The 24,258-nt window shown below is 67.3% G+C and carries 20 protein-coding genes; 8 read left to right on the forward strand and 12 right to left on the reverse strand.

Annotated elements, in window-relative coordinates; all coding sequences use genetic code 11:
- Nucleotides 1-58: 58 nt before the first annotated feature.
- The gene (locus WFI54_RS03860) at nucleotides 59-1,105 is read right to left on the reverse strand and encodes a hemolysin family protein (protein WP_336651459.1); all 1,047 of its coding nucleotides are present in this window, start codon (nucleotides 1,103-1,105) and stop codon (nucleotides 59-61) included.
- Entirely contained in the window at nucleotides 1,102-2,466 is a 1,365-nt protein-coding gene (locus tag WFI54_RS03865) for a hemolysin family protein (RefSeq protein ID WP_336651460.1), read from the reverse strand. The genes WFI54_RS03860 and WFI54_RS03865 overlap by 4 nt, the downstream gene beginning before the upstream one ends.
- Nucleotides 2,467-2,708: 242 nt before the next feature.
- On the opposite strand from WFI54_RS03865, the gene WFI54_RS03870 reads away from it, so the two are divergent.
- From WFI54_RS03870 to WFI54_RS03880, 3 genes are read left to right on the forward strand one after another with little or no spacing between them, the layout of a single operon-like run.
- The gene (locus WFI54_RS03870; RefSeq protein WP_336651461.1) at nucleotides 2,709-6,434 is read left to right on the forward strand and encodes a multifunctional oxoglutarate decarboxylase/oxoglutarate dehydrogenase thiamine pyrophosphate-binding subunit/dihydrolipoyllysine-residue succinyltransferase subunit; all 3,726 of its coding nucleotides are present in this window, start codon (nucleotides 2,709-2,711) and stop codon (nucleotides 6,432-6,434) included.
- 12 nt (nucleotides 6,435-6,446) lie between these two features.
- Nucleotides 6,447-7,202 carry a FadR/GntR family transcriptional regulator gene (locus WFI54_RS03875; protein WP_336651462.1) on the forward strand — a complete coding sequence of 252 codons (756 nt, stop codon included), beginning with the start codon at nucleotides 6,447-6,449 and terminating at the stop codon, nucleotides 7,200-7,202.
- Nucleotides 7,199-7,918, forward strand: a complete 720-nt coding sequence (locus WFI54_RS03880) for a cache domain-containing protein (protein WP_035733496.1) — start codon at nucleotides 7,199-7,201, stop codon at nucleotides 7,916-7,918. Before WFI54_RS03875 ends, WFI54_RS03880 begins: the two co-directional genes overlap by 4 nt.
- 195 nt (nucleotides 7,919-8,113) lie before the next feature.
- On the opposite strand, the gene WFI54_RS03885 is transcribed toward WFI54_RS03880, so the two are convergent.
- The 5 genes from WFI54_RS03885 to WFI54_RS03905 form a co-directional block, all read right to left on the reverse strand.
- Nucleotides 8,114-8,839, reverse strand: a complete 726-nt coding sequence (locus tag WFI54_RS03885; protein WP_035733492.1) for a type 1 glutamine amidotransferase — start codon at nucleotides 8,837-8,839, stop codon at nucleotides 8,114-8,116.
- Between the two features lie 124 nt (nucleotides 8,840-8,963).
- Nucleotides 8,964-9,689 carry a gamma-glutamyl-gamma-aminobutyrate hydrolase family protein gene (locus WFI54_RS03890; RefSeq protein ID WP_026937603.1) on the reverse strand — a complete coding sequence of 242 codons (726 nt, stop codon included), beginning with the start codon at nucleotides 9,687-9,689 and terminating at the stop codon, nucleotides 8,964-8,966.
- Nucleotides 9,689-10,414, reverse strand: coding sequence for a substrate-binding periplasmic protein (locus WFI54_RS03895; RefSeq protein WP_336651463.1), 726 nt, complete (start codon nucleotides 10,412-10,414; stop codon nucleotides 9,689-9,691). The genes WFI54_RS03890 and WFI54_RS03895 overlap by 1 nt, the downstream gene beginning before the upstream one ends.
- Complete coding sequence (locus WFI54_RS03900) at nucleotides 10,411-11,847, reverse strand: glutamine synthetase family protein (RefSeq protein ID WP_336651464.1); 1,437 nt, start codon at nucleotides 11,845-11,847, stop codon at nucleotides 10,411-10,413. The genes WFI54_RS03895 and WFI54_RS03900 overlap by 4 nt, the downstream gene beginning before the upstream one ends.
- 185 nt (nucleotides 11,848-12,032) lie before the next feature.
- Nucleotides 12,033-13,271, reverse strand: a complete 1,239-nt coding sequence (locus WFI54_RS03905) for a cytochrome P450 (protein ID WP_336651465.1) — start codon at nucleotides 13,269-13,271, stop codon at nucleotides 12,033-12,035.
- A 252-nt stretch (nucleotides 13,272-13,523) separates the two neighbouring features.
- On the opposite strand from WFI54_RS03905, the gene WFI54_RS03910 reads away from it, so the two are divergent.
- Together WFI54_RS03910 and WFI54_RS03915 are read left to right on the forward strand one after the other, a co-directional pair.
- Nucleotides 13,524-14,801 (forward strand): FAD-dependent oxidoreductase, encoded by a 1,278-nt coding sequence (locus tag WFI54_RS03910; protein WP_336651466.1) that lies wholly within the window; start codon nucleotides 13,524-13,526, stop codon nucleotides 14,799-14,801.
- A gap of 66 nt (nucleotides 14,802-14,867) precedes the next feature.
- Nucleotides 14,868-15,326 carry a flavodoxin domain-containing protein gene (locus WFI54_RS03915; protein WP_026937598.1) on the forward strand — a complete coding sequence of 153 codons (459 nt, stop codon included), beginning with the start codon at nucleotides 14,868-14,870 and terminating at the stop codon, nucleotides 15,324-15,326.
- A gap of 138 nt (nucleotides 15,327-15,464) precedes the next feature.
- Here the strand turns inward: WFI54_RS03915 and WFI54_RS03920 are convergent, their stop codons facing one another.
- The 3 genes from WFI54_RS03920 to WFI54_RS03930 form a co-directional block, all read right to left on the reverse strand.
- Entirely contained in the window at nucleotides 15,465-16,244 is a 780-nt protein-coding gene (locus tag WFI54_RS03920; protein WP_336651467.1) for a gamma-glutamyl-gamma-aminobutyrate hydrolase family protein, read from the reverse strand.
- Between the two features lie 102 nt (nucleotides 16,245-16,346).
- Nucleotides 16,347-17,843, reverse strand: a complete 1,497-nt coding sequence (locus tag WFI54_RS03925) for an APC family permease (protein ID WP_026937596.1) — start codon at nucleotides 17,841-17,843, stop codon at nucleotides 16,347-16,349.
- 239 nt (nucleotides 17,844-18,082) lie between these two features.
- Nucleotides 18,083-18,439: a cupin domain-containing protein gene (locus tag WFI54_RS03930; protein WP_336651468.1), complete on the reverse strand. Its 357-nt coding sequence runs from the start codon at nucleotides 18,437-18,439 to the stop codon at nucleotides 18,083-18,085.
- Between the two features lie 391 nt (nucleotides 18,440-18,830).
- On the opposite strand from WFI54_RS03930, the gene WFI54_RS03935 reads away from it, so the two are divergent.
- The 3 genes from WFI54_RS03935 (at nucleotide 18,831) to WFI54_RS03945 (ending at nucleotide 21,970) form a co-directional block, all read left to right on the forward strand.
- Entirely contained in the window at nucleotides 18,831-19,856 is a 1,026-nt protein-coding gene (locus WFI54_RS03935; protein WP_336651469.1) for an agmatine deiminase family protein, read from the forward strand.
- Nucleotides 19,857-19,998: 142 nt separating this feature from the next.
- Entirely contained in the window at nucleotides 19,999-21,522 is a 1,524-nt protein-coding gene (locus WFI54_RS03940) for an aldehyde dehydrogenase (NADP(+)) (RefSeq protein WP_336651470.1), read from the forward strand.
- Between the two features lie 61 nt (nucleotides 21,523-21,583).
- Nucleotides 21,584-21,970 carry an META domain-containing protein gene (locus WFI54_RS03945; protein ID WP_336651471.1) on the forward strand — a complete coding sequence of 129 codons (387 nt, stop codon included), beginning with the start codon at nucleotides 21,584-21,586 and terminating at the stop codon, nucleotides 21,968-21,970.
- Nucleotides 21,971-22,126: 156 nt separating this feature from the next.
- Here the strand turns inward: WFI54_RS03945 and WFI54_RS03950 are convergent, their stop codons facing one another.
- Nucleotides 22,127-22,480 (reverse strand): hypothetical protein, encoded by a 354-nt coding sequence (locus WFI54_RS03950; RefSeq protein ID WP_336651472.1) that lies wholly within the window; start codon nucleotides 22,478-22,480, stop codon nucleotides 22,127-22,129.
- A gap of 68 nt (nucleotides 22,481-22,548) precedes the next feature.
- The gene (purH, locus tag WFI54_RS03955; RefSeq protein ID WP_336651473.1) at nucleotides 22,549-24,207 is read right to left on the reverse strand and encodes a bifunctional phosphoribosylaminoimidazolecarboxamide formyltransferase/IMP cyclohydrolase; all 1,659 of its coding nucleotides are present in this window, start codon (nucleotides 24,205-24,207) and stop codon (nucleotides 22,549-22,551) included.
- Between the last annotated feature and the right edge of the window lie 51 nt (nucleotides 24,208-24,258).

Raw genomic sequence — 24,258 nt, forward strand, 5'->3', positions numbered from 1 at the left:
TGACCGGGAGATCCGCGATCCGCCCCTCTCATGAGGCTTGCGGATCGCGGATCGCCGTTCAGTCGAAACGCCTGCGCCGTGTGGCGTCGTGAACTTCACCCACCAGCTCTTCGATGACATCTTCGAGGAAGACCACGCCGAGGTCTGCGCCGTCGCCGTCGTAGATGCGGGCGAGATGGATGCCACGGGCCTGCATGCGTGCCAGCACATCTTCCAGCTCGGTGCCGGCGTGGATCGACATCATTGCGCGGATGCGCTTGCCCGGAATGGGCTGAGCGATGCGGTCTTCGCCGAGCCGCACCAGATCCTTGATGTGCACGTAACCGTCGAGCCCTCCGGCGGGGTCCGCGATCGGGTAGCGCGAGAAGCCGTGGCGTGCAACCGCGGCGTCGACATCGAGCGGGGTCGCCCCTGCAGGGAGCACCACGAGCCTGTCGAGCGGTACGAGCAGATCTTCTGCACGTTTCTCGGTGAACTCGAACGCCGCGGTGAGCGTGCCGCTGCGGTCTTCGAGGAGGCCTTCGCGAGTCGATTGGTTGACGATGCTCGCGACTTCTTCGAGGGTGTAGGTGCTGGTGGTTTCAGACTTCGGTTCGACGCCGAAGAGCCTGAGGGTGCCGTTCGCGACCGCGTTGAGCGCGGCGATGATGTGCTTGAGCACCCGGGACACGGCGACGAGCGGTGGCGCGAGCAGCAGCACCGCCTGGTCTGGCATGGAAAAAGCGGCGTTCTTGGGCACCATCTCACCGAGCACGACGTGCAAGTACGACACAAGCAGCAGCGTGATCACGAAGGCGGCGATAGACACAGCTTCGGGGCGGAGCCCGGTCCAGGCGAGCGGCCCCTCGAGCAGGTGGTGGATCGCAGGCTCAGAGACGTTCAGGATCAGCAGCGAGCACACCGTGATGCCGAGCTGGCTGGTGGCGAGCATGAGCGTGGCATGCTCCATCGCGTAGAGCGCGGTCTTCGCGCGCTTCGACCCGGCTTCGGCCCGCGGTTCGATCTGTGAGCGGCGCGCCGAAATAACGGCGAACTCAGCGCCGACGAAGAAGGCGTTGGCGGCGAGCAGCACGACCAGCCAGACGATTCCCATCCAGTCGCTCATGGGCGCTCCTCCCCTGCTTCGCGGGCCTCAGTGGCTTCGCCGGCTCCGTCGGCTTCGTCTGCGGGTATGGGCGGGCTCGTGTAGCGCAGGCGCGAAATGCGTCGCCCGTCCATGCGCTCGACGCGCAGAGTGCCGCCATCAGGCAGCGCCACTTCGTCGCCCGGGTCGGGGATACGGCCCAGTTCGCGCAGTACGTAGCCAGCGACGGTGTCGTAGGCGTCGTCGTCTGGCACGTCGATGCCGGTCTGGTCGCGCACCTCGTCGGGGCGCAGATCGGCGGGGAACGTCATTTGCTCGGCGGTGCCAACGACGCCTGCGGCTGCGCGGTCGTGCTCGTCTGCGACTTCGCCGACGATCTCCTCGACGAGGTCTTCGAGGGTCACGATGCCGGCGGTGCCGCCGTATTCGTCGACCACGATGCCCAGCTGGAAGCCAGACGAGCGCAGCGCTTCGAGCAGGTGGTCGAGGTGCATGGTCTCTGGCACGCGCACCACATCTTCGGCGAGTGCCGCGACGGGCACCTCGCCGCGCTTGTTGCGGGGCACGGCGACGGCCTGCTTCACGTGCACGACCCCCACTACGTCGTCGCGATCCTCATCAATGACGGGAAAACGCGAGAAGCCGGTGCGGCCGGAAAGTTCGAGCACGGCCTGCGCGGGTTCGAGACGCTGGAGGCTTTCGATGCGCAGTCGCGGCGTCATCACATCTGCGGCGGTGAGCTCTGAGAATCGCAGGGTGCGGTCGAGCAGGGTGGCGGTGTCGGCTTCAAGCAGGCCGGCGCTTGCCGAGTGGCGCACGAGCGAGGAGAGCTCTTCAGCGGATCGCGCGCCCGACAGCTCTTCCTTGGGTTCGATACCGATGGCGCGCAAGATGCCGTTCGCACTGCCGTTGAGCACAACGATGGCGGGCTTGAACGTGGTCGTGAACGCCGCCTGCGCCGGCATCACCACGCGTGCTGTGGCGAGCGGCTTGGCGAGCGCGAAGTTCTTCGGCACGAGTTCGCCGACGATCATCGAGAACACCGTCGCCAGCGCCACCGCGAGGGGCGCACTGATAGCGCGTCGCAGGCCTTCAGGCACGCCGAGTGCTGCGAGCGGCATATCGAGGAAGCTGCTGATCGATGGTTCGAGCGTGTATCCGGCGAGCAACGTGGTGAGGGTGATGCCGAGCTGCGCACTCGAGAGGTGCGTCGAGGTTCGCGTCAACCCGCGAATCACACGGTCGAGCCCGCGCTGGCCTGCAGCACGGCGGCGTTCGAGATCGTGGCGATCGAGGGCGACGAGGGAGAATTCCGCAGCGACGAAAATGCCGGTGCCTGCGGTGAGGAGAATGCCGATCAGGAGCAGGAGCCAGTCGTTCACTGGCGGCTCCTCGGCGATGCGGAGGGCCGCGCGTCAGCGCGGCAGGTACTCGGGGGGTCCGAAGGTCTTCGAGAGTCTGCGTCCATAGCCCTCCCGATCCTAGCAGTCGGGAGTGAGGGTTGTTCCTGAGAGTCATTGCCCATCGGGTCTGCGAAAGGCGTAGGCTTGTCTATTGGATACCGGCTACGGAGCCGGTCCGGGCCACGAGTTGCCACTTACCACATCTACGAAGGGAAGTCGCTTTGGCGGAGCGCACGGAGACCACCGGTCAGGTTGGTCCCGCAGGAGATTTCGGTGCGAACGAGTGGCTCGTCGATGAGCTCTGGAAGCAGTACCAGCTCGACAAGAACTCAGTAGATCGATCGTGGTGGCCCGTGCTCGAGCAGTACGGGCAGTCCTCCGGAGCCCCGGCCGCATCGACGGCCGCCGTGCCCAAGCCGAAGGCCACCGCGCAGCCCGCTGTCGTTTCGCCTGCCGCCCCTGCGACAGGGTCGGTTCCCACTTCCACGCAGCCTGCGCGCACCACCAACGCGGCTCCCCGCGAGACCCCGATCCCCGCCGATGCGCCGCGCACCGCTGCCCGTTCAGAAGCCACCGAGGTGCAGCAGGAAGACACCGTCACTCCGCTGCGCGGTATGGCCCGCACGCTCTCCAAGAACATGGATCAGAGCCTCACCGTGCCCACCGCCACGAGCGTGCGCACCATCCCGGCGAAGCTGCTGATCGACAACCGCATCGTCATCAACAACCACCTGCGGCGCAGCCGCGGCGGCAAGGTCTCGTTCACGCACCTCATCGGGTGGGCGCTGATCCAGTCGCTGAAGGAGTTCCCCAGCCAGAACGTGGCCTACGCCGAGATCGACGGCAAGCCATCACTCGTTGCACCGGCACACATCGGCCTCGGCATCGCCATCGATGTACCCAAGCCCGACGGCACCCGTTCGCTGCTGGTGCCGAGCATCAAGCGCGCAGAAACCCTCGACTTCAACGAGTACCTGGCAGCCTACGAAGACCTCGTGAAGCGCGCCCGCAACAACAAGCTGGGTGCCGCGGACTTCCAGGGCACCACGATTTCGCTCACCAACCCGGGCGGCATCGGCACCGTGCACTCGGTGCCACGCCTCATGAGCGGGCAGGGCTCCATCATCGGCGCCGGCGCGCTCGAATACCCGGCCGAGTTCCAGGGCGCATCCGAAGAGGTGCTTGTGCGCCTGGGCATCTCGAAAACGATCACGCTCACCAGCACCTACGACCACCGCGTTATCCAGGGCGCCGGTTCCGGCGAGTTCTTGAAGCTCGTCCACGAGCGCCTCACGGGCGGCCACCGCTTCTACGAGCAGATCTTCGCGGCCCTGCGCATCCCCTACAAGCCCGTGCAGTGGGCCACAGACATCCACGTCGATGTTTCGGGTGCGGTCGACAAGACGGCCCGCGTGCAAGAACTCATCAACTCCTTCCGTGTGCGCGGTCATCTCATGGCCGACATCGATCCGCTCGAATACGTGCAGCGCACCCACCCCGACCTTGAGATCGAGAATCACGGCCTCACCTTCTGGGATCTCGACCGCGAGTTCGTCACGGGCGGCATCGGTGGCAAGCGCACCATGAAGCTGCGCGACATTCTCGGCGTGCTGCGCGACTCCTACTGCCGCAAGATCGGCATCGAGTACATGCACATCCAAGACCCTGAGCAGCGGCTGTGGCTGCGCGAGCAGCTTGAGGTGCCCTACGCGAAGCCCAGCCGCGACGAGCAGATGCGCATCCTCGAAAAGCTCAACGAGGCCGAAGCCTTCGAGACCTTCTTGCAGACGAAGTACGTAGGTCAGAAGCGCTTCAGCCTTGAGGGCGGCGAGTCCGTGATCCCGCTGCTCGATGCGATGCTCATCGACGCCGCTGAAGACGGCGTCGACAGCGTAGATATCGGTATGGCGCACCGCGGTCGCCTCAACGTGCTGTCGAATATCGCGGGCAAGACCTACGGCCAGATCTTCCGCGAGTTCGAGGGTGCTCAGTCGCAGAAGGCCGGCTCGGGCGATGTGAAGTACCACCTGGGCACCTCGGGCGTCTTCACCGCCCCGAACAGCACACAGGTGCCGGTGCACCTTGCCGCGAACCCGTCACACCTCGAAACCGTCGACGGTGTACTCGAGGGCATCGTGCGCGCGAAGCAAGATCTGAAGCCCATCGGCTCCTTCACCACGCTGCCCGTGCTCGTGCACGGCGATGCGGCGATGGCGGGCCAGGGCGTCGTCTACGAGACGCTGCAGATGTCGCAGCTGCGTGCGTACCGCACGGGCGGCACGATCCACATCATCATCAACAATCAGGTGGGCTTCACCACGCTGCCGCTCGATTCGCGCTCGGGTGTGTATTCGTCCGAGATCGGCAAGGTCGTGCAGGCCCCGATCTTCCACGTGAACGGCGACGACCCAGAATCGGTGGTGCGGGTCGCGAAGCTGGCCTACGAGTTCCGCCAGCGCTTCCACATCGACGTCATCATCGACCTCGTCTGCTACCGCCGCCGCGGTCACAACGAGGGCGACGATCCCTCGATGACGCAGCCGCTCATGACTGACCTCATCGAGGCGAAGCGATCCACCCGCCGTCTCTACACGAGCGCTCTGGTGGGCCGCGGTGATATCACCGAGGAAGAGTACGAGAAGGCCAAGCAAGACTTCCAGGATCGCCTCGAGGTCGCCTTCCAGGAGACGCACGCCGCGCAGACCGGGTCGATTCCGATCGTGGGCTCCGGCGGCATCGGTGAAGTCGCCGAGGTGGGCGGCCCCGGGCCGGCACCGCTGGAGACCGCGGTGGATCGCGCCGTGATCGAGCGCATCGGTGACGCCTTCGGCAACAAGCCCGAGGGCTTCACGGTGCATCAGAAGCTGCAGCAGCTGCTCAACAAGCGGGTCGAGATGAGCCGTGAGGGCGGGATCGACTGGGGCTTCGGCGAGCTGCTGGCGCTCGGTTCGCTGCTGATGGAGGGCACCGCGGTGCGCTTCGTAGGCCAGGATGCCCGCCGCGGCACCTTCGCGCAGCGGCACGCGGTGTTCCACGACCGGGCCAACGGCCAGGAGTGGATCCCGCTGCTCAACCTCTCCGACGATCAGGCTCGGTTCTGGATCTACGACTCGCTGCTCTCCGAGTACGCGGCGCTCGCCTTCGAGTACGGCTACTCGCTGCAGCGGGAAGACGCGCTCGTGCTGTGGGAGGCCCAGTTCGGTGACTTCGCCAACACGGCGCAGGCGGTGATCGACGAATACATCGCCGCGGCCGAGCAGAAGTGGGGTCAGCGCTCCTCGGTGGTCATGCTGCTCCCCCACGGCTACGAGGGTCAGGGGCCGGATCACTCCTCGGCGCGCATCGAGCGATACCTGCAGCTCTGCGCCGAAGACAACATGATCGTCGCCCGCCCCTCGACGCCGGCGAACTACTTCCACCTGTTGCGGCGTCAGGCCTACGCGCGTCCCCGCAAGCCGCTCATCGTATTCACGCCGAAGCAGATGCTGCGCCTGCGCGGCGCGGCCTCCGCCGTCGAAGATTTCACCACCGGCACCTTCCAGCCCGTGCTCGACGATCCCACGATCGAGAACCACGCGGCGGTGGAGCGGGTGGTGCTCGTCTCGGGCAAGGTCTACTACGATCTGCGCGCCGCGCTCGAGAAGCGACCCGACCCGCGGGTGGCGCTGGTGCGGGTGGAGCAGTTCTACCCGGTGCCGAACGTACAGCTGGGCCGCGTGCTCACCCAGTACCCCGGCGCTGAGCTGGTGTGGGTGCAGGATGAGCCCGAGAACCAGGGCGCGTGGCCGTTCATCTCGCTTGAGCTCTCGAAGCATCTGGCGAACGATCGTATCCGCGTGGTCTCCCGCCCCGCTTCTGCGGCCCCGTCGACGGGTTCGGCGAAGGTGCACGCCGTCGAGCAGGAGCGCCTCATCGCGCGCGCGCTCCGCTTCGACGACGAATCCTGATCGGGGGCACGGGTGCAGAAACCCCCGCTGGGGCAAACCCCTCAGCACGGCGAGAGCGATCCCGGCGGCCCGAGTGTCGGCGGGATCGCCCAGCGGATCGCTGCGGCGATCTCTATGGGCGTGCTCACCGTAGGCGAGCGCCTGCCCGTCGAGGCTGAGCTCGCCACGCAGTTCGGGGTTGCGGTCGCGACGCTGCGGAAGGCGCTCGCCGAACTGCGCGCGCACGGCATTGTCGAGACCCGACGGGGCCGCAACGGCGGCACCTTTGTGGTGCAGGCACCGTTTCCGTCACCGCAGGAGCTGCGGTCGTCGTTGGCGCGCACGAGTCTGGTGGCGTTGCGCGACTTCTTCGATGAGCACGCGGCGATCTCCGGGATGGCGGCGCGTCTGGCTGCTGAGCGCACGCAGCCGGGGATGCGAACGAGGCTCGCGGAGTTCGCATTCGAGGCTCGGGAGGGGCGCAACGGTCGTGAGCGTTCACTGGCCGACAGCCGTTTCCACTTCGAGATCGCGGTGCTCAGCCATTCGCGCCGGCTGCTGTCGGGTGAGCAGCGGCTGCACTCGGAGCTGGCTCCGTTCTTGTGGTGCGATGCGATCTGCCGCGCTTCGGTGCAGCAGGCTTTCGCGGAGCATCTCGCGATCGCGATGGCGATCGAGCAGCAGCAGGCCGATGAGGCCGAACGGCTCGCCGTGGAGCACGTCAGGGGAAACATGCAGCTCATCGTTGATGGCAAGCTGGCGCTCGACGCTTCGGAGGAGCTGTCGTGACCGCGGCGGAGCTTTCGGCGGCGATCGCCGGGGTTGACGGCTGGTTGCATGACCGCTTCGCCCACCTTGAGAAGCTGTCGCATGATTTTACGGCGCTGCTGACGCTCGATGAGGCGGGCCGGCTCGATCTGGGTGAGACGGTGCGGCGTCGGCTGCGTGGGCTTGCCGTGCGTTATCTCGCCGACAATGCTGTTGTCGATGGCTGCGGGCTGATTTTTGCGCGTTCGGTGCTGAGCTTCGAGCGTGGTCATCTGGAGTGGTGGGTGCGCGAGGATGAGACGCGCTTTGCCCGTTACTCGTTCGGTGTGGTGCCCGGTGCCGACCGCTACTACGACTACGAACACCATGAGTGGTTTATCAGGGCGTTCCACGAGGGCACCCCGGCGCTGGTGGGGCCCTATATCGACTATCTGGGTGTTGAGGCCTACGTGCTGACGCTGACGGTGCCGGCAAGTGTTGGCGGCGTGCGGGTGGGCGCGATCGGCAATGACATTCAGGTGGCTGATCTTGAGACCGAGCTGCTGCCGCTGTTGCAGCGCAGCGGCACCGAGATGGCGCTTGTGGGCCGTCACGGCAATGTGCTGGTGGGCAACTCGTCGCGGCTGCTCTCTGGGGTGTTTGTGCCTGAGACGGGCGGTGGCTTCGATGGCTTGACCCGCAAGCGGATCGGCCCCGAGGGTGCCGACGTGCACCTGATCTACCGCGCCGAGGCCTAGAACTCGCGCGTCGAGCCGGCCTCTCCATTTCGTGCCTCACCGAGTCGGCTCAAATGTATCGAGCCGGCCTGCTATTCGCGTGAATTGCAGGCCGGCTCGGCACAAAGGGACCGACTCAACGGGAGCGCGTGGGCCGGGGCGCGGCGCGGGGGGGGCGGCGCGGGGGGCGGCGCGGGGGGCGGCGCGGGGGGCGGATCAGGCGCTGCGCTGGGCGAGCTCGGCGAAGCGATCGGCGATCGGCAGCCAGACGGCGCCGAGCCGGGGTTCGGCCGCGCGCACGTCGCCCACAAGCACGGCCTCCTCGAGGCCGAGGTCGTCGATGCTCTGACGATCCTCGTCCACCCAGTCCTGCGCGGTGCCTCCGAGCGCCTCGGGATGAAACTGCACTCCCCACGCCGCAGCTCCGATGCGGAACGCCTGATTGCGGCAGGCGGGGCTCGACGCGAGCAGCTGGGCGCCTTCTGGGAGGCTGTCGGCTTCAAGCCAGTGCCACTGCACGGCCGGCACCGAGGTGCCTGCGAGGTCTCCGAAGAGCGGATCGCCGGCAGCCGAAGCGGCGAAGCCGACATCGAGCAGCCCCACTTCTGGGCCCGCCGGCATGGTGCGCACGTGGCCGCCGGTGGCGGTGGCGAGCAGCTGCGCGCCGAGGCAGATGCCGAGGGTCGGCACTCCCTGTTCGACGCCGTCTCGCAGCAGTTTGCGGGTGGCAGGCAGCCAGGGTGCCTGCTCGTCTTCGGTGGGGCCCATGGCCCCACCGAGCACGATCAGCGCGTCATAGCCGTCGAGCGTTTCGGGCACGGGGGCGCCGGCGTCGGGCCCCACGGTCTCGAGGTTCAAGCCGTGTTCGATGAGCCGATCCGATAGCTGTCCCAGCCCCGCGTTCTGCTGATGTTCGATCACCAGCACTCGTGCACTGCGCATTCCGTTTCCCTTCTGTTCTCAACCGCCTGCTTCTGATCCGCCGCCACCTGCCGAGCGAGATCTCCGCTCCGCAGCACGCGGCACCGCGACCCCGGGGCGGGCGACCCGGCTGCCGGTGCCGCCGTCATGCGTCTCGCCCCATTCTCGCCCGTGCCTCCTCGATGAGCCAGGCGAAGAGCGCGTGCTGGCGCTCGTCCGCCGCGGCGTTGTCCTCCGGGTGCCACTGCACGGCGATGAGCGGCGCGTCGGGGTGCTCAATTGCTTCGACCACGCCGTCGGGTGCGCGCCCGGTGACGCGCAGCCCCTCCCCGACGCGGTCGATCGCCTGGTGGTGGTACGACGACACGGGCAGGCTTGAGGCGCCGATCGCTGCGGCGAGCGCTGAGTCTGCTTCGAGTTCGACGTCGTGCACTGAGTTGCGGTGGGGGCTGTCGGCTTCAACGTCTTGCACGAGCGTGCCGCCGTATTCGATGTTCAGCAGTTGGAAGCCACGGCAGATCGCGAGCACGGGCACCCCGATCCGGATCGCCGCGGCCAGCATGCCGGCTTCGAAGTCGTCCTGCTCGGCGAAGTCGGCGGGCGAGACGGCGGCGACGGGCTCCTGCCCGTAACGGCGCGGGTCGATGTCCGATCCGCCCGGCACGAGCAGCGCATCGAGGCCGCGCAGCCGTTCCTCCGGCGGCAGCGCGCTTTCGGCGAACAGGGTGAGCGGTTCGCCGCCCGCCCGGATCACGGAACGCAGCACCGCCGCGGCGACCGCGCTGCCGTCGAAGCGCAGGCCGTGGATCTGGTTCGACCACATCCCCGTCACGCCGATGCGCGGCATCCGATCGCCGCGGAGGGCCGCCATTACGCCTCGCCTACTAGCGGAAAGTCGAGCAGCGGCATCCACTTGCGCCAGACCGCTTCGAGCGAGCCGTCGGCGATGACATCCTCGATGGCGCGGTCGATCTCCTGGCGCAGCGCGTCGTTGCCGGGTTCGACGCCGATCCCCCAGCGATTGCCGGTCTGCACGGTGAAGGCCTCGACGAAGTCGGGGTCTTCTTGGCCGAGCGGGATCATCACGACGTCGTCGTCGACGAAGCCGTCGATCTCGCCTGATCGTGTGGCCTCGATCATGTCGCTGAAGACGTCGTCGCTCGCGCCGAAGCTGACGAGTTCGACGCCGGGGAAGGTCTCGGCGAGCTTCATGTTGGTGGAGCCTGCGATCGCACCGATCTTGTAGCCTGCCAGCTGCTCAGGTGAGCGGGCGGGATCGTCGGCGCGCACGATGAGGGTTTCATTGAACACGGCGTAGGGCTTGGTGAAGTCGACCTGCGCTGCGCGTTCGGGGGTGATGCCTTGGCCGCACCAGACGGCGTCGGCGTCGCCGCGGCGCACGGCGGGAATCATCTCTTCCCAGGGCACCATCACCCATTCGATGTCGGCAGATCCTCCGGCGAGCCGCGACATGACGAGGGCGGCCGCTTCGGGTTCGTAGCCGCCTCGGGTGCGGCCGTCGGTGCTCTTGGAGAAGAGCGGCAGCGCCTCTGAGTCGATGCAGGCGAGCTTGATGGTTCGGTTGTCGGTGGTCACGGAATTGCCTCCCAGTACTGATCGAATTCCCACTGCGTGATGATGCCGCAGTAGCGCGCCCATTCGTCGCGCTTGAGCTGCAAGAAGATGCGGGTGAGCTCTTCGGGCATGGCGCCCATGAGGTACTCGTCGGCCTCGAACGATTCGATGGCCATGCCGAGGGTGTTCGGCACTGCGCCGCCCTGCGCGGCTTCGCTGAGCTGGCCCGGGTCGCCCGGGTCAATCTGCGCTTCGAGACCGTGCTCGATGGCGGCGAGCAGGTAGAGGTGCGACAGGTAGGGGTTCACGCTCGCATCGGGCAGGCGGTACTCCATGCGACCGTTCGCGGAGATGCGGATCGCGACGCCGCGCGTGTCAAGACCCCAGTCGGCCCCTGAGGGTGCGAACTGGCCCGCATCCCAGTAGCGCTTGTAGGAGTTGACCGTGGAGGCCATCACGAGCATCGAGCCGGGCGTGTGCAGCAGCAGGCCGCCGATCGCGTGGCGCGCAGTCTGCGTGGCGTGCAGTTCGACGCGGCCGTCTTCGATGACATTCTCTGCGGGGCCGTCTTCCGAGACGCGCCACAGGCTGAGGTTGTGGTGGCAGCCATTGCCCATCTTGCCGTTGTAGGGCTTGGCCATGAAGCTCGCTTCGAGGCCGAGTTCGCGTGCCACCTGCTTGCAGATCTGGCGGTAGGTGGTCATGCGCTCGGCGGTGAGGTCGGCGCGGTCGTAGTCCCAGTTGAGTTCGATCTGGCCGTCGTCTTCGTAGTCGCCCTGGATCATGGTGAAGTCGAGCGCCTGGCCGTAGCTGATGACCTTCTTGTAGACGGGGCGCATCTTCTCGAGGTTCTCGACCTGATAGGCGGGGCTCTGATCCTGCTTGCTGATGGGTTCGATACCGGGGCCGATCCAGGTCATCTCGGGTTCGAGGCCGCTGCGCAGTTCGAGGCCGGTGCGCTCGGTGAAGCCGCGGTGCGCGGCCTTGAAGAGGGCACGGGTATCGAGCGCGACGAGCCGGCCGCCGCCTTCGCCGAGGTGGGGCGGATCGTAGGCGGTGCAGAAGATGCGGCCGACCTCGGTATCCCAGGGCAGCACCTGGAAGGTCTCGGGTTCGGGGAGGCCCCAGAACTCGTGTGCATCGACGCCGCCGCCGATCAGTTCGCCCTCGCGGCTGGTCTGCAGATCGGTGAGGGCGGTGCGGTGGAAAGCGATGCCCTTCTTCAGCATGCGCTCGTAGAGTTCAGCGGGCACCACCTTGGCAACGGTGCGGCTGCCAAGGGTGGGCAGCATGTAGTAGATGTATTTGACGCCGGACTCGCGGATGCGGTCGCCGAGCGCCTGCACGGTCTCGGGTCGCAGGTTCGCCGCCTGGTGCCGCGAGAATGCGGTGTCGTCGGCGAGGATCTCCCGCAGGGCGGCGCCGAAGCGCCCTCCTGTTGTGAGGTCGGACATGTGGTTCCTTTCGTCTTTGGAAGGTCTGTCTGGTGCGGATCGGGTGCCCCGGCCGCGTTCATGGGTGCGGATCAGGTGTCCCGGCCGCGTTCATGGGTGCGGATCAGGTGTCCCGGCCGCGTTCATGAGTGCGGATCAGGTGCCCGGGCCGCGATGCGGGCGTTGCCGCTGCGGGGCGCGCGGTGTCAGCGCACGGTGAAGGTGATCGGCAGGCGCACGGGGCCGTGGTTGCCGGAGTCGGGTAGCCACTCGTCGCCGCCGGGGCAGGAGATGTCGGTGAAGGCCTGGGCGAGCAGCGGCAGGGCGACGCTCATGTCGGCGCGGGCGATGTAGTGGCCGAGGCAGTGGTGCACACCGCCGCCGAAGGTGTGGTGCTGCTTGCGGCGTTCGGATCCGGGCTCGCTGCCGGCGTTGAGGTCGATGTCGGGGTCGGGGAAGGCCTCGGGATCGGTGCCGCTCGACATGGTGAAGAGGTGCACAGTGGTGCCCTTTTCGATTTCGAGGCCGTGGAACTCGAAGTCTTCGTTGGCTTCGCGGGTGACCCAGCGGGTGGTGGGGTTGACGCGCAGGCCTTCTTCGAGGGCGGGCTTGGCGTACTTCGCGGGATCCTGGGCGAGCAGTTCCCACTGCTCGGGGTTGCGCATGAAGGTCTGCAGCAGCAGGCCGATCTGGTTGCGCGTGGTGTCCATGCCGCCGAACAGCATGAGCACGAGGGCGTTGCGCAGTTCGGCGTCGCTGAGCTTGTCGTCGGCCTGCGAGAACTGCACGAGGCGCGAGACGACGTCATCGCCGGGCTGTTCGCGTCGTTCGTCGATGAGCCGGCCCACGAAGTCGTAGAGTTCCTGTACGGCCTCGTCGACGCGGTCGATGTCTTCTTTAATGGTCACGCTGAGCGCGTAGCCGACGGTGTTGGCGCGTGAGGCGATGAAGGGCCAGTGGTCGTGGTCGAGGCCCATCATGGCGCAGAGTGCACGGGTGGCGAAGGGCTCGGAGAAGTCGGCGACGAATTCGACCTGCTCGCCGCGGGCGTGCTTCTGCTTCATGCCGTCGATGAGCTCGTTCGCAATCTCAGCGAACTCGGGTTCGAGCTTGCGCGCGACGCTGGGCGAGAAGGCGGGGTTGAGCAGGCGGCGGATGCGGTGGTGCTCTTCTCCTTCGAGCACGAGCAGATTCTTCGCCCACCACTCATAGAAGATGCCGGAGTGCACACCGTGGTGGTCGGGCCACTTCGCGCTGCCCTGGTTGAGGCTCGGGTGCTTCAGCAACTCGGTGACCTCCTTGTAGCGCAGCACACCGTAGCCGTAGTTGGTCTTCGCGTACCAACTGCGTTCGCGGGCGTCTCGCACCGCTTCCGAGTTCATGGCGAACTCGGGCGAGGCGATGTCGAGATACGGGACGTCAGCCTGGATCGTCTCTCCGGTCATCCGTACTCCTTTGTCGAATTCTGATCCGCTCAGTTTCACGAGCGGCCGGTGGTAAATAAGTTATCTGTGAATGTTTTATTCCGCAAGCCCGTCAGTGGAATCTGTGGGTCAATTGGGGAATATCAGGAAAAATCATTCACTCAACACATCTTTAGCGCTACACTGATGGCATCGACCGGATTGCAACGAAGCACCGGATCGTGGCACTGTGCCAAAACTCCCCCTGCCGCACCGCACCGCAAAGGAGCTGCGATGTCGTCATCCACGACCCCGAAGATCGCCGTGATCGGCAGCGGCCCCGCGGGCTGCTATCTCGCTCAGTCGCTGCTTCGCGCCGTGCCGGGCTGCGAACTCACCATCTTCGACCGCCTCGCGTCGCCCTTCGGGCTGGTGCGCTACGGCGTCGCCGCCGATCACCAGCACACCAAGGCCATCACGCGGCAGTTCGACAGGCTCTTTCAACACGAGGCGGTGCGCTTCGCCGGCGGCATCGAGGTAGGTCGCGACGTCTCCCTCGCGCAGCTGCGCGAACTGTTCGACGCGGTCGTGATTGCGACCGGCCTCACCGCCGACCGCGAGCTCGGCATCCCGGGGGCCGAGCTGCCGGGCGTCATCGGCGCGGGTGCCATCACGCGCACCCTCAACGCCCATCCCGATGCGGCCGCGCCGCTGCCCGCGCTGGGCTCCGATGTGGTGATCATCGGCGGCGGCAACGTGGCGCTCGATGTGCTGCGCTTCCTGGTGAAGGATCGCGCCGCCTACGAGGGCAGCGACGTCGCCGATGAGGCGCTCGACGCCTACCTTGCAGCCCCCGCCGAGCGCGTCACCCTTGTCAGCCGCTCCGCCGCCCCTGATTCGAAGGGCGACCCGCAGATGCTGAAAGAACTCGCGGCACTCCCCCGCGCCGTCTACTCTTCACCCGACCCCATCGAGGCAGGCAATGCCGGCGAGGCGCTCGACAGAGCTGCGGCTGGGCGCGTTGCCGCGATCCGCGAACTGATTGCAGCGGATCGCCCCCGCTGCACCGGGCCCGAAGTGACGCTGCGTTTCGGCTTGACCCCGCTGCGGGTGCTCGGCGAGCACCGTGTCGAGGGCGTCGAGTTCGCAGCCGGCGACGAGGTGATCGTGGTGCCCGCAAGCTCTGTGGTCACGGCGATCGGTTTCGCGGCGCACCCCGACCACGCCTTTGCGGCTCTCACCGCCGCGGGCGCGGAGACCGGCCGCGTCGAGCCCGGCCTCTATCGCACCGGCTGGGCAAAGCGGGGACCGCGCGGTGCGATCCCCGAGAACCGCGCGTGCGCGAAGGCCGTCTCCGACGAGATCGTGGCAGACCTGGCGGACGGCTCGCTGTCGGCCTCGCCGTCTACACTCGGCTTCGACGGGCTCGCCGCGGAGGTGCGCGATCGCGCCATCGGCTACGAGCAGTGGCTCAGGCTCGATGAGCACGAGCGCTCCCTCGCCGCCTCCGACCGGGTCAGACGCAAGCTTCCCGACCACGACCGCATGATCGACATCGCCCGCGGGGCGTAGACCACCGAGCCCCTGGCTCGACCCCCGACCACCGAGCACAACGCTCCTTCTGAGAGGAAACCAGCTGTGAAGTTCACGGTTCTCTACGGCACCGAATCCGGCAACTCCGAGCTCATCGCCGAGGATCTCGGCGCGAAGCTGCGCGAGACCCACGACGATGTGGAGGTCTTCGACCTGCAGAACTTCGACCCGGCAGAGCTCACCCCCGAGCGCTTCACCATCGTGGTGTGCTCCACGCACGGCGAGGGAGATCTACCCAACACGGCGATCCCGTTCGCCGAGGCCTTCGATGCTGCGCTGCCCGATCTCACCGGTGTGCGCTACGCCATGTTCGGGCTCGGCGACACCTTCTACGAAGAGACGTACAGCCAGGGCAGCGAGCACATCGACCGCCGCTTCGCGCAGCAGGGCGCCGAACGGGTGGGTGACTACGGCCGCCACGACGCCTCTTCATGGGACATGGGCAGCGATGTCGCGCTCGAGTGGCTGCCCGGCGTGCTCGAAGCGGCCTCCGCCACGGTGTAGCCGACCCGGGCGACCGTTGGCTTTCGGCCTCAGGGTCCCCGCCTCCTGCACACGCCTTCGCAGGGGTGCACTATTCACTCATAGTGCACCCCTGCGAAGGCGTGTTGGCCACAACGGAAGCCGCACCGCCGAACGCGCTCAGGCGGCCCGACGCACGAGCTCGCCGAAGATCAGCGCCCGATCCGCCGCATCCGCATCCGGTTCCTCAGGATGCCACTGCACCCCGAGCACCCAAGCCGCTTCGCGATGCTGCGTCGCCTCCACGATGCCGTCGTGCGCGTGTGCCGTCGCCCGCAGCGCGGGCGCGACCTCCGCGACGGCCTGGTGGTGGCCGTTGCGCACGACGGCGCGCGAACGCCCCAGAATGCGCGCGATCTCTGAGCCGGGTTCGAGTATGACCTCTTCGTCGATGAAGAGCTCCTCACCGGGACCGCCCTTATGCATCGGCCAGTTGCCGATGTCAGGAATCAAGGTGCCTCCGAACGCCACATTGAGCAACTGCGAGCCGCGGCAGATCGCAAGCGTCGGCAGATCACGATCCACCGCGTCGCGGATCAACCCGATGCAGTAATCGTCGGCGCGACGATCCACACCGTACAGATTCGCCGGCGGCGGGCCGCCGTGGCCGTAACAATCGAGATCGACATCTCCGCCACCGAGGAACACCACCCCGTCAGCACCGCCCAGCACCTCCTCCGCTGACGCCAGACGCGCGCCGGCAGAATCGACGAGCCGCGGCCTGCCGCCCGCCGCGCGCACCGCGTCGAACGCGATCCGCGTGAACTCGTCCTGCAGCCTGTGCGACAGGGCATCCATCCCTGGGAAGGTGAGTGACACCACCATCGGGATCAGCGGGCCATCCGGATCCTCCTCACCCACGGCGAGGAAGGGGGTCGGGTCGACGACGAGGACGGTCATCGGGGTCCTTTCTAGTGAGAGACGGGAGTCCCGCCGCCCTGCCCCGACTTCTGTGGGGCAGGGCGGCGGGACTCCCGTCGTGTGTTGCGAGGCGAATCGGGATCAGACCGTGGTGCGGATCGGCCCGCTCGCGTCACCGGCGGGCGCGTCGCCCTTGGCGTACGCCTTCGAGGCCAGCATGTAGATCCAGCCGAAGCCGACAACGCCGACGGTCGTCATGATGAGCAGGTAGTCCTCGCCCCAGCCGCCGCCCGTGGGACGCGGCCAGAGGATATTGACAACCGCAGCCAACCCCCACACGAGCGCGAGGATGTTGACCGGGTACGCCCAAGCACCGAGCCGGAACTTGCCCGCCGGCTGCCAGCCGAGGATGCGGGCTCGCAGCGCCGCGAAGACCACCATCTGGAAGCCGATGTAGATGCCCACGGTGCCGAAGCTCACCATCGCCGTCAGGGCGTCCTCGAGCAGCAGCGAGAGCAGCAAGATCATGGCCGGGAAGAACGCCGCGGTGAGCAGCGAGTTCGTCGGTACGTGGCGGCGCTCGTTGAACTTCGACAGGAAGTTCGACGCCGGCAGGAAGTGGTCGCGGCTCATCGAGTAGACAAGACGGGTCGCAGCGGCCTGCAGGCTGGTGATGCACGAGACGAACGCGATCACGATGACCGCCATCGCGACCGGGTAGACCGGGCCGAAAGCCTGCTGCAGCAGATCCGCGATCGGGTCGGCGACCTCGCCGTCGGCGACCGCCATGAAGTTCGGAACCGCGAGCGTCAGGGAGAAGGTGAGCAGAATCGTCGCGAAACCGCCGATGTAGAGCGTCATACGCATCGCCCGGGGCACCACAGAGCTCGGGTTCTTGATCTCCTCGGCCACGTCACCATTGGCTTCGAAGCCGTAGTAGGCGTACATACCGATCAGCGCTGCAGCCGCGAACGCCCCGAGGTAGCCACCGGGGGCGTCGAGACCGATCCCCATGTTGTCGAAGAAGATCGAGAAGTCCCACTGGCGACCGAAGAGCAGTAGGTAGCCGCCGATCACGAGCGCGCCGATCATCTCGGCGATGAGGCCCACAGTCGCAGCCCAGCTCAGCACCTTCGTGCCCGAGAAGTTGAGCAGCGTCGCCACCACGAGCGTGCCCAGCGCAATCGCCACCGTCGTGCCGGCGCTCACCTCAGCACCGAACACCGCACCCACGAAGGGAGCCGCGCCGTAAGCGACCGCGGCGATCGTGCCGACGAGCGCGACCACGTAGATCCAGCCGTTCATCCACGCCCACTTGCGACCCCACAAGCGCCGCGACCACGGGTAAACGCCACCCGAGACGGGATAGTTCGAAACAACCTCGCCGAACACCAGCGCAACGAGGAACTGACCGACGAGGGCAATCACCACAGCCCACGCCATGGGAGGCCCGGCGGTGCCGAGCGAGATCGCGAACATCGAGTAGACGCCGGCGATCGGTGACAAGTAGGTGAAACCGAGCGAGACGTTGCCCCAGAAGGTCATGTCTCGTTTGAAGGTGGTGTCGTAGGAATAGCCGAGGGACGCGAGATGAGCCGCGTCCTCGTCGTGCTCCACGACGGTTGTATTGTCTGACATGGTCGCAAGTACTCCCTTGTACGTCTGCTGGTAGTGGCGCACCCGCCGTCGCCAACGGGATCGCCAAATACAAACTACATGTAGATGATTTTGAATCGCAAGCGATGCGCGGCAACGAAATCGATATCGCAACACATTGGAAACAAATTCATGCACAGATGCATGAATTTATCGAGCAGATGTCGCCGAGACGACAAAGGCCGGGATCTCACGACCCCGGCCCCTGCCCGCACAACAGTTCAGAGCATCACGTAAAACTTCTCAAGCGCCTCGGTAATCTCCCACGTTCCCTTCCAACCGACAGGAAACGACGCCACATCGCCGGGGCCGAGTTCGACGGGCTCGCCACCCTGCTCGGTCACCACCATTTGACCTCGCAGCACATGGATCACCTCACCCATATCGGCGAAGTCCCACTCCGAGACACCCGGGTCGCAGCGCCAGAAACCGGTGTGCACGCCCTTCTCGGAATCCGAGGTGAACTCCTCAAGCCAGGTCTGCGTGGGGCCCGTCGTCGAGGTGCCCAGCGGAGCGCCCAGCGGGCCAGCATCGGCGATGCGCTCGAAAACCTCGGTCACGGAAACGTGTTGCGTCATTGCAATCTCCATCGTTGGATGTTCGTCAAACGGTGGGCAGCTGCGCCCGCCAACTAAACCTTAGCGTGATAGATGATTTATGCGGAAGGGGGCGGATCGCGATCCGCCGCCCCACCCCAACCCCCCCCCCGCCCCCCCCCCCCCCCGCCCCCTCGTCCCCCTCGCGCCATCTTCCCGCACCGATCGAGGTTCAAACACCCCGATCCCCGAGAAATCTGTGCATGAACGTCGATCGGTGCGCGAACGGTGAGGGACGACCCCACGGTCCCGCAACCCGGCACCCCGTCACCGCGCCGACCGAGACACAGCCCTCACGCGCCAGGTAAACTGGCACGCTAGCGGCCTGCTTGCCTGCTTTGAGGTGGCGCCGCGAGATTCAAGGAGCAACCACATGACTACTTGGCGCATGCCCATCGAGGGACACGAGCAGGAGCGGCTCTGGCTCGCGTGGCCGACCAGCGGCTACACCCTCGGCGAAACCGAGGCCGAGGTCGAAGAAGCCCGCACCACCTGGGCAGCCGTCGCGAACGCCGCCAGCGAGTTCGAAGCCGTCACCGTCGTCGTCAACCCGGGCGACGAAGACATCGCAGCGAAGTACCTCTCGGCGCAGATCGACCGCATCACCGCGCCCCTCAACGATGCTTGGATGCGCGATATCGGGCCCAGCTTCGTCATCGGTGACGACGGCCGACTCGGTGCCGTGAACTACATCTTCAACGGCTGGGGCGGCCAGGACTGGGCCCAGTGGGACAAAGACCAGCACATCGGCCGCATCGTCGCAGAAGCCGCCGGCGCCGAACTCATCAACTCCGAGATGACGAACGAAGGCGGCGGCATCCAGGTCGACGGCACCGGCCGCGTCATCCTCACCAAGACCGTGCAGCTCGATCCGGGCCGCAACCCCGGATGGACGCAGGAGCAGGTCGAAGCCGAACTCGCACGCACCATCGGCACCACCAGCGCCATGTGGCTGCCCCGCGGCCTCACCCGCGATCACGACACCTTCGGCACTCGCGGACACTCCGACATCCTCGCCGCATTCGCAACGCCCGAGGTGCTGCTCATGCACCGCCAGGACGCCGAATCGCACCCCGATCACGTCATCGCAAAGACCAACCGCGCCGTGGCCGAGCAGTACCGCACCGACACCTCCGCAGGCTTCGAGATCATCGACATGCCCGCACCTGAGACGCTGCGCGACGAAGAAGGCTTCGTCGACTACAGCTACATCAACCACGTCGTGCTCAACGGCGCGGTGCTCGCCTGCGCCTTCGGCGATCCCGCAGACGATCGCGCCCTCGCCACACTGCGCGAGGTCTACCCGGGTCGCACCGTGGTCGGCATCGATGCCCGCCCGCTCTTCGCGCGCGGCGGTGGCATTCACTGCATCACGCAGCAGCAGCCCAAGGTCGCCTAAGCAACCTGCACTCGCGCAACGCCCCTGCGGCCGGATCATTTCGGCCGCAGGGGCGTTGCGCTATCAGGCCCGCACGGCTCCCCACCCTGCAACTGTGCAGACCGGCGGCACACGGCATGCGCGCGCGTGGCACAATCTCCCCATGACCAACGAAGCGCTCTCCCCCGAACTCGAGGCCGTCGTCGCCGCAGCCGCCGCAGCCGCGCCCGCTTTCGCCGCTACGGCCCCCACCGACCGCGCCCGAGCGATCGTGGCAGTCGCCGACGCACTCGAAGCCGCGAAAGAGCGCCTCGTCGAGATCGCGATGCGCGAGACCGGGCTCACGGAGGCCCGCCTGAACGGCGAAGTGGTGCGCACGGCCGTGCAGCTGCGACTGTTCGCCGACACCCTCGTCGATGGCGGCTACCTCGACGCCCGCATCGACCCCGCCGACGCCGACTTCGCACTCGGCGTGCGACCCGACGTGCGCCGCACGCTGCTGCCGCTCGGCCCCGTCATCAACTTCTCGGCTTCGAACTTCCCCTTCGCGTTCTCGGTGCTGGGCGGAGACTCCGCTTCGATCCTCGCTGCGGGTTGCCCGCTCATCGTGAAGGCGCACTCCGGCCACCCCGAACTCTCCGACGCAACCGCCGAGGTCGCGCGCGAAGCGCTCGCCGCGGCAGGCATGCCCCCGGGCGTCTTCCACCTCATCCATGGCCGAGAGGCTGGCGTCGCAGTGTTGAAGGATCCGCGGGTGAAGGCCGGCGCGTTCACCGGCTCGATCGGCGTGGGCCGTCTGCTCGCCGACATCGCCGCATCCCGTCCTGCCCCGATCCCGTTCTACGGTGAACTCGGCAGCGTGAACCCGGTGTTCGTCACGGCAGACGCCATCGCCGAGCGCGCCGAGGAGATCGCCCAGGGCTTCCTCACCAGCGTCTCGGGCTCGGCCGGCCAGCTCTGCACCAAGCCCGGCTTCGTGTTCGTGCCGGCAGGCTCGGCGCTTCCTGCGGCGATCACCGCCGCGGCCCGCGACTTCCTCGCCGAGCACCGTCTGCTCGACCCGCGCATCGCCCGCAGCTTCGAAGAGCGTCGCACCGCGATCCTCGCCTCACCCGGCGTGAGCGCCGTGGTTCCGGGTGGCATCCGCTTCGACGAGGCGGGACAGGGCTGGGCCACCCCCACGGTCGTCACTGTGTCGCTCGACGACTTCCGCCGCGGCAAGGAGGCGCTCGTCGAGGAGGCCTTCGGCCCGCTCGCGATCCTGGTCGAAACTCCTGATGGCACCGATCTCGCGGCCCTCATGCCCGAGTTCTACGAGGGCAACCTCACCGGCACGCTGCACCTCAGCGCAGCCGAGGCGACGGGTGAGACCGCAAACGCCGAGGAGCTCCGCGCCCTCGTCGCCGCGCTGAGCCGCCAGGTGGGCCGCGTGCTCTTCAACGGCTGGTCGACCGGTGTGGCCGTCACCCCCGCGCAGCAGCACGGCGGCCCGTGGCCCGCCACCTCCAACGACACGAGCACCTCGGTGGGCACCGCGGCGATCACCCGCTTCCTGCGACCCGTCGCGTTCCAGAACGCGCCCGCCGCGTTCCTGCCCGAAGCCCTCCGCGACGACAACCCGCTCGGCGTGCCCCAGGCAATTTCCCCCGCCGGTGAGTCGAAGCAGTGGGGCGCCCGCTGGCGCTGAGGGCCCCAGCACCCCTTCAAGCTCGGGGCAATTCCATAGGAGACGACCCTAGGGTGGGAGCATGAACCGATCTCTGCGTGTGCTGGCGCTCTCCGCTACGGCGTTCACCGGGCTGCTCGCGCTCAGCGCCTGCACCGCGGCCAACGAACCGTCGGTGATCGGCGCCTGGGGCGCCCCGGGCACCAGCGGCGAGCCCTCAATCGTCTTCGCCCCCGACGGCAGCTACACCGGCAACGATGGCTGCAACGGGGTCGGCGGCCGCTGGCGCGATAACACCGGCACCGACCACACTGTCGACCTCGGCACCATGCACTCGACGCGCATGTTCTGCGAGGGCGTCGACACCTGGCTGAGCCTCGCCCGCTCGGCCGAGCTCTCCGGGAACACGCTCACCCTGCTCGATGAGGGCGGCGTGGAGATCGGCACGCTGCAACGCGCAGACGGCTGAGACAGGCGGATCGCGATCCGCCGCCCGCGAGACACCGCGATCCGCCACCACATGCCGCCGGCCCCGGCCTCACACCCCTAGCCCCCGCCCCCAACGCACATCGGCCCGGCCCATCCAAAGATGGGCCGGGCCGATTTCAGCTCAGCAGCTCGCGGCTCAGTGCCAGAGCACGGCCAGTGCCACGTTGAGAAGCGACAGGCCCGCCACCGCACCGATGACGCTACCGGGCACGCTGTCCCGCTTGCGGTTCACGAGGATGACCACGATGATCGCGATGAGCACGAGGGTCTTCACCCCGATCTTCATGTTGTTGGGCTCGTTGCCGAGCATGTAGATCGACGCGACGAGCAGCAGGCCTGTCGCGAACAGCAGCGAGGAGCCGTGCAGAATGCCGGGGGTGATGCGTGCGCGGCCGGCCTTCACAGCGGGCAGCTGCGCGAGCGCGCCGCCGAACACCGCGCCGAAGCCGACGAGGTGCAGCACGACGAGAATGCCTTTGACGATTTCCATGTGTTCTCCAATGTAGGGGTGCTTCGGGTACCGCGTGCGCCGTCAGAGCCCGGCGCATGGCTTCAGGCTTAGTGGAAGAAGTGGCGTTCGCCCGTGAAGTACATGGTCACCCCGGCGGCCTGCGCCGCTTCGATGACCTCGGGGTCGCGCACCGATCCGCCCGGCTGCACGACGGCGCGCACGCCGGCGTCGATCAGCACCTTCAGACCGTCGGCGAAGGGGAAGAAGGCGTCCGACGCGGCGACTGCACCGCGCGAGCGATCCCCCGCACGCTCCACCGCGAGGCGGCAGGAGTCGACACGGTTGACCTGGCCCATGCCGACGCCCACCGAGGCGCCGCCCTGCGCGAGCAGAATCGCGTTCGACTTCACGGCACGGCAGGCGCGCCACGCAAACTCGAGTTCGGCGAGGGTGGCAGCGTCGGCCGGCTCACCGGTGGCGAGCTGCCACTCAGATGCCGGGGCAAAGCTGCGATCGGCGTCCTGCAGCAGGAAGCCGCCCGATACCTGACGCAGTTCGACGGGGCTGGGAGTGAAGTCGGCGGGCAGCACAAGCAGCCGCACGTTCTTCTTCTGAGTGAGGATTGCGAGCGCGTCAGGCTCGAAGCCGGGCGCCACGATCACCTCGGTGAAGATGCCGGCGACCGTCTCGGCCATCTTCGCGGTGACGATGCGATTGGCGGCGATCACGCCACCGAACGCGGAGATCGGGTCGCAGGCGTGCGCCAGTTCGTGTGCGGCGGCGATGGGGTCTGCGGCGCCCTCGGGTGCGACCGCGATGCCGCAGGGGTTGGCGTGCTTGATGATCGCGACTGCGGGGCGCTCGTGGTCGAAGGCGGCGCGCAGGGCGGCATCGGCGTCGACGTAGTTGTTGTACGACATCTCCTTGCCGTGCAGCTGCGTGGCCTGGGCGATGCCGGCGCCTTCATTTTCGGTGAAGAGGGCGGCGCGCTGGTGGCTGTTCTCACCGTAGCGCAGCACCGCCTCGCGCAGACCGAACACCTCGTAGCCGACGTAGCCCTCGGTGGTCTCGAAGATGCTGTCGATCGAGCCGTCTTCTGCGGGGGTGTCGTCTGCGGGGGCGTCGCCCCACGCGGCGTCTTCCTGGTCAAGGAACCAGTTCGCCACAGCGGCATCGTACTGTGCAGTGTGCACGAAGGCCTCGGTTGCGAGCGAGCGGCGCTGCGCAAGGGTCGTGCCGCCGGCACGCACCGCCTCGATGATCTCGTCGTAGCGGCCGGGCGACACCACGATTGCCGCGTTGGCGTGGTTCTTCGCGGTGGCGCGCACCATCGCGGGGCCGCCGATGTCGACGTTCTCGATGACGTCGGCGGCGGGCTTGCCCGAGTTGACGGTCTGCTCGAAGGGGTAGAGGTTGACCACGACGAGCTCGAAGGGGGCGAAGCCGAGCTGCTGCAGCTGTGCGCGGTGGTCGGCGAGGCGCAGGTCGGCGAGCAGGCCGGAGTGCACAGCGGGGTGCAGGGTCTTCACGCGGCCGTCGAGGGCCTCAGCAAAGCCGGTCACCTCGGAGACGTCGGTGACCGGGTGGCCGGCGTCACGGATGGTGGCGGCCGTCGAGCCCGTGGAGACGATCTCGACGCCGGCTTCTGCGAGTGCGGCTGCGAGGTCGAGCAGGCGGGTCTTGTCGCTCACTGAGATGAGGGCGCGCCTCACGGGCACCAGGTCGCGGTGCTCGTAGAGGCTGGGGTCGTGGCTCTGGACTGCCATGTGGGGTTCCTTCTGGTCTGGGAGGCGGTGCGGATCGGGGTGCGGATCCGG

Source organism: Leucobacter sp. MMO-125 (genome assembly GCF_037148395.1).
Taxonomy (GTDB): Bacteria; Actinomycetota; Actinomycetes; order Actinomycetales; family Microbacteriaceae; genus Leucobacter.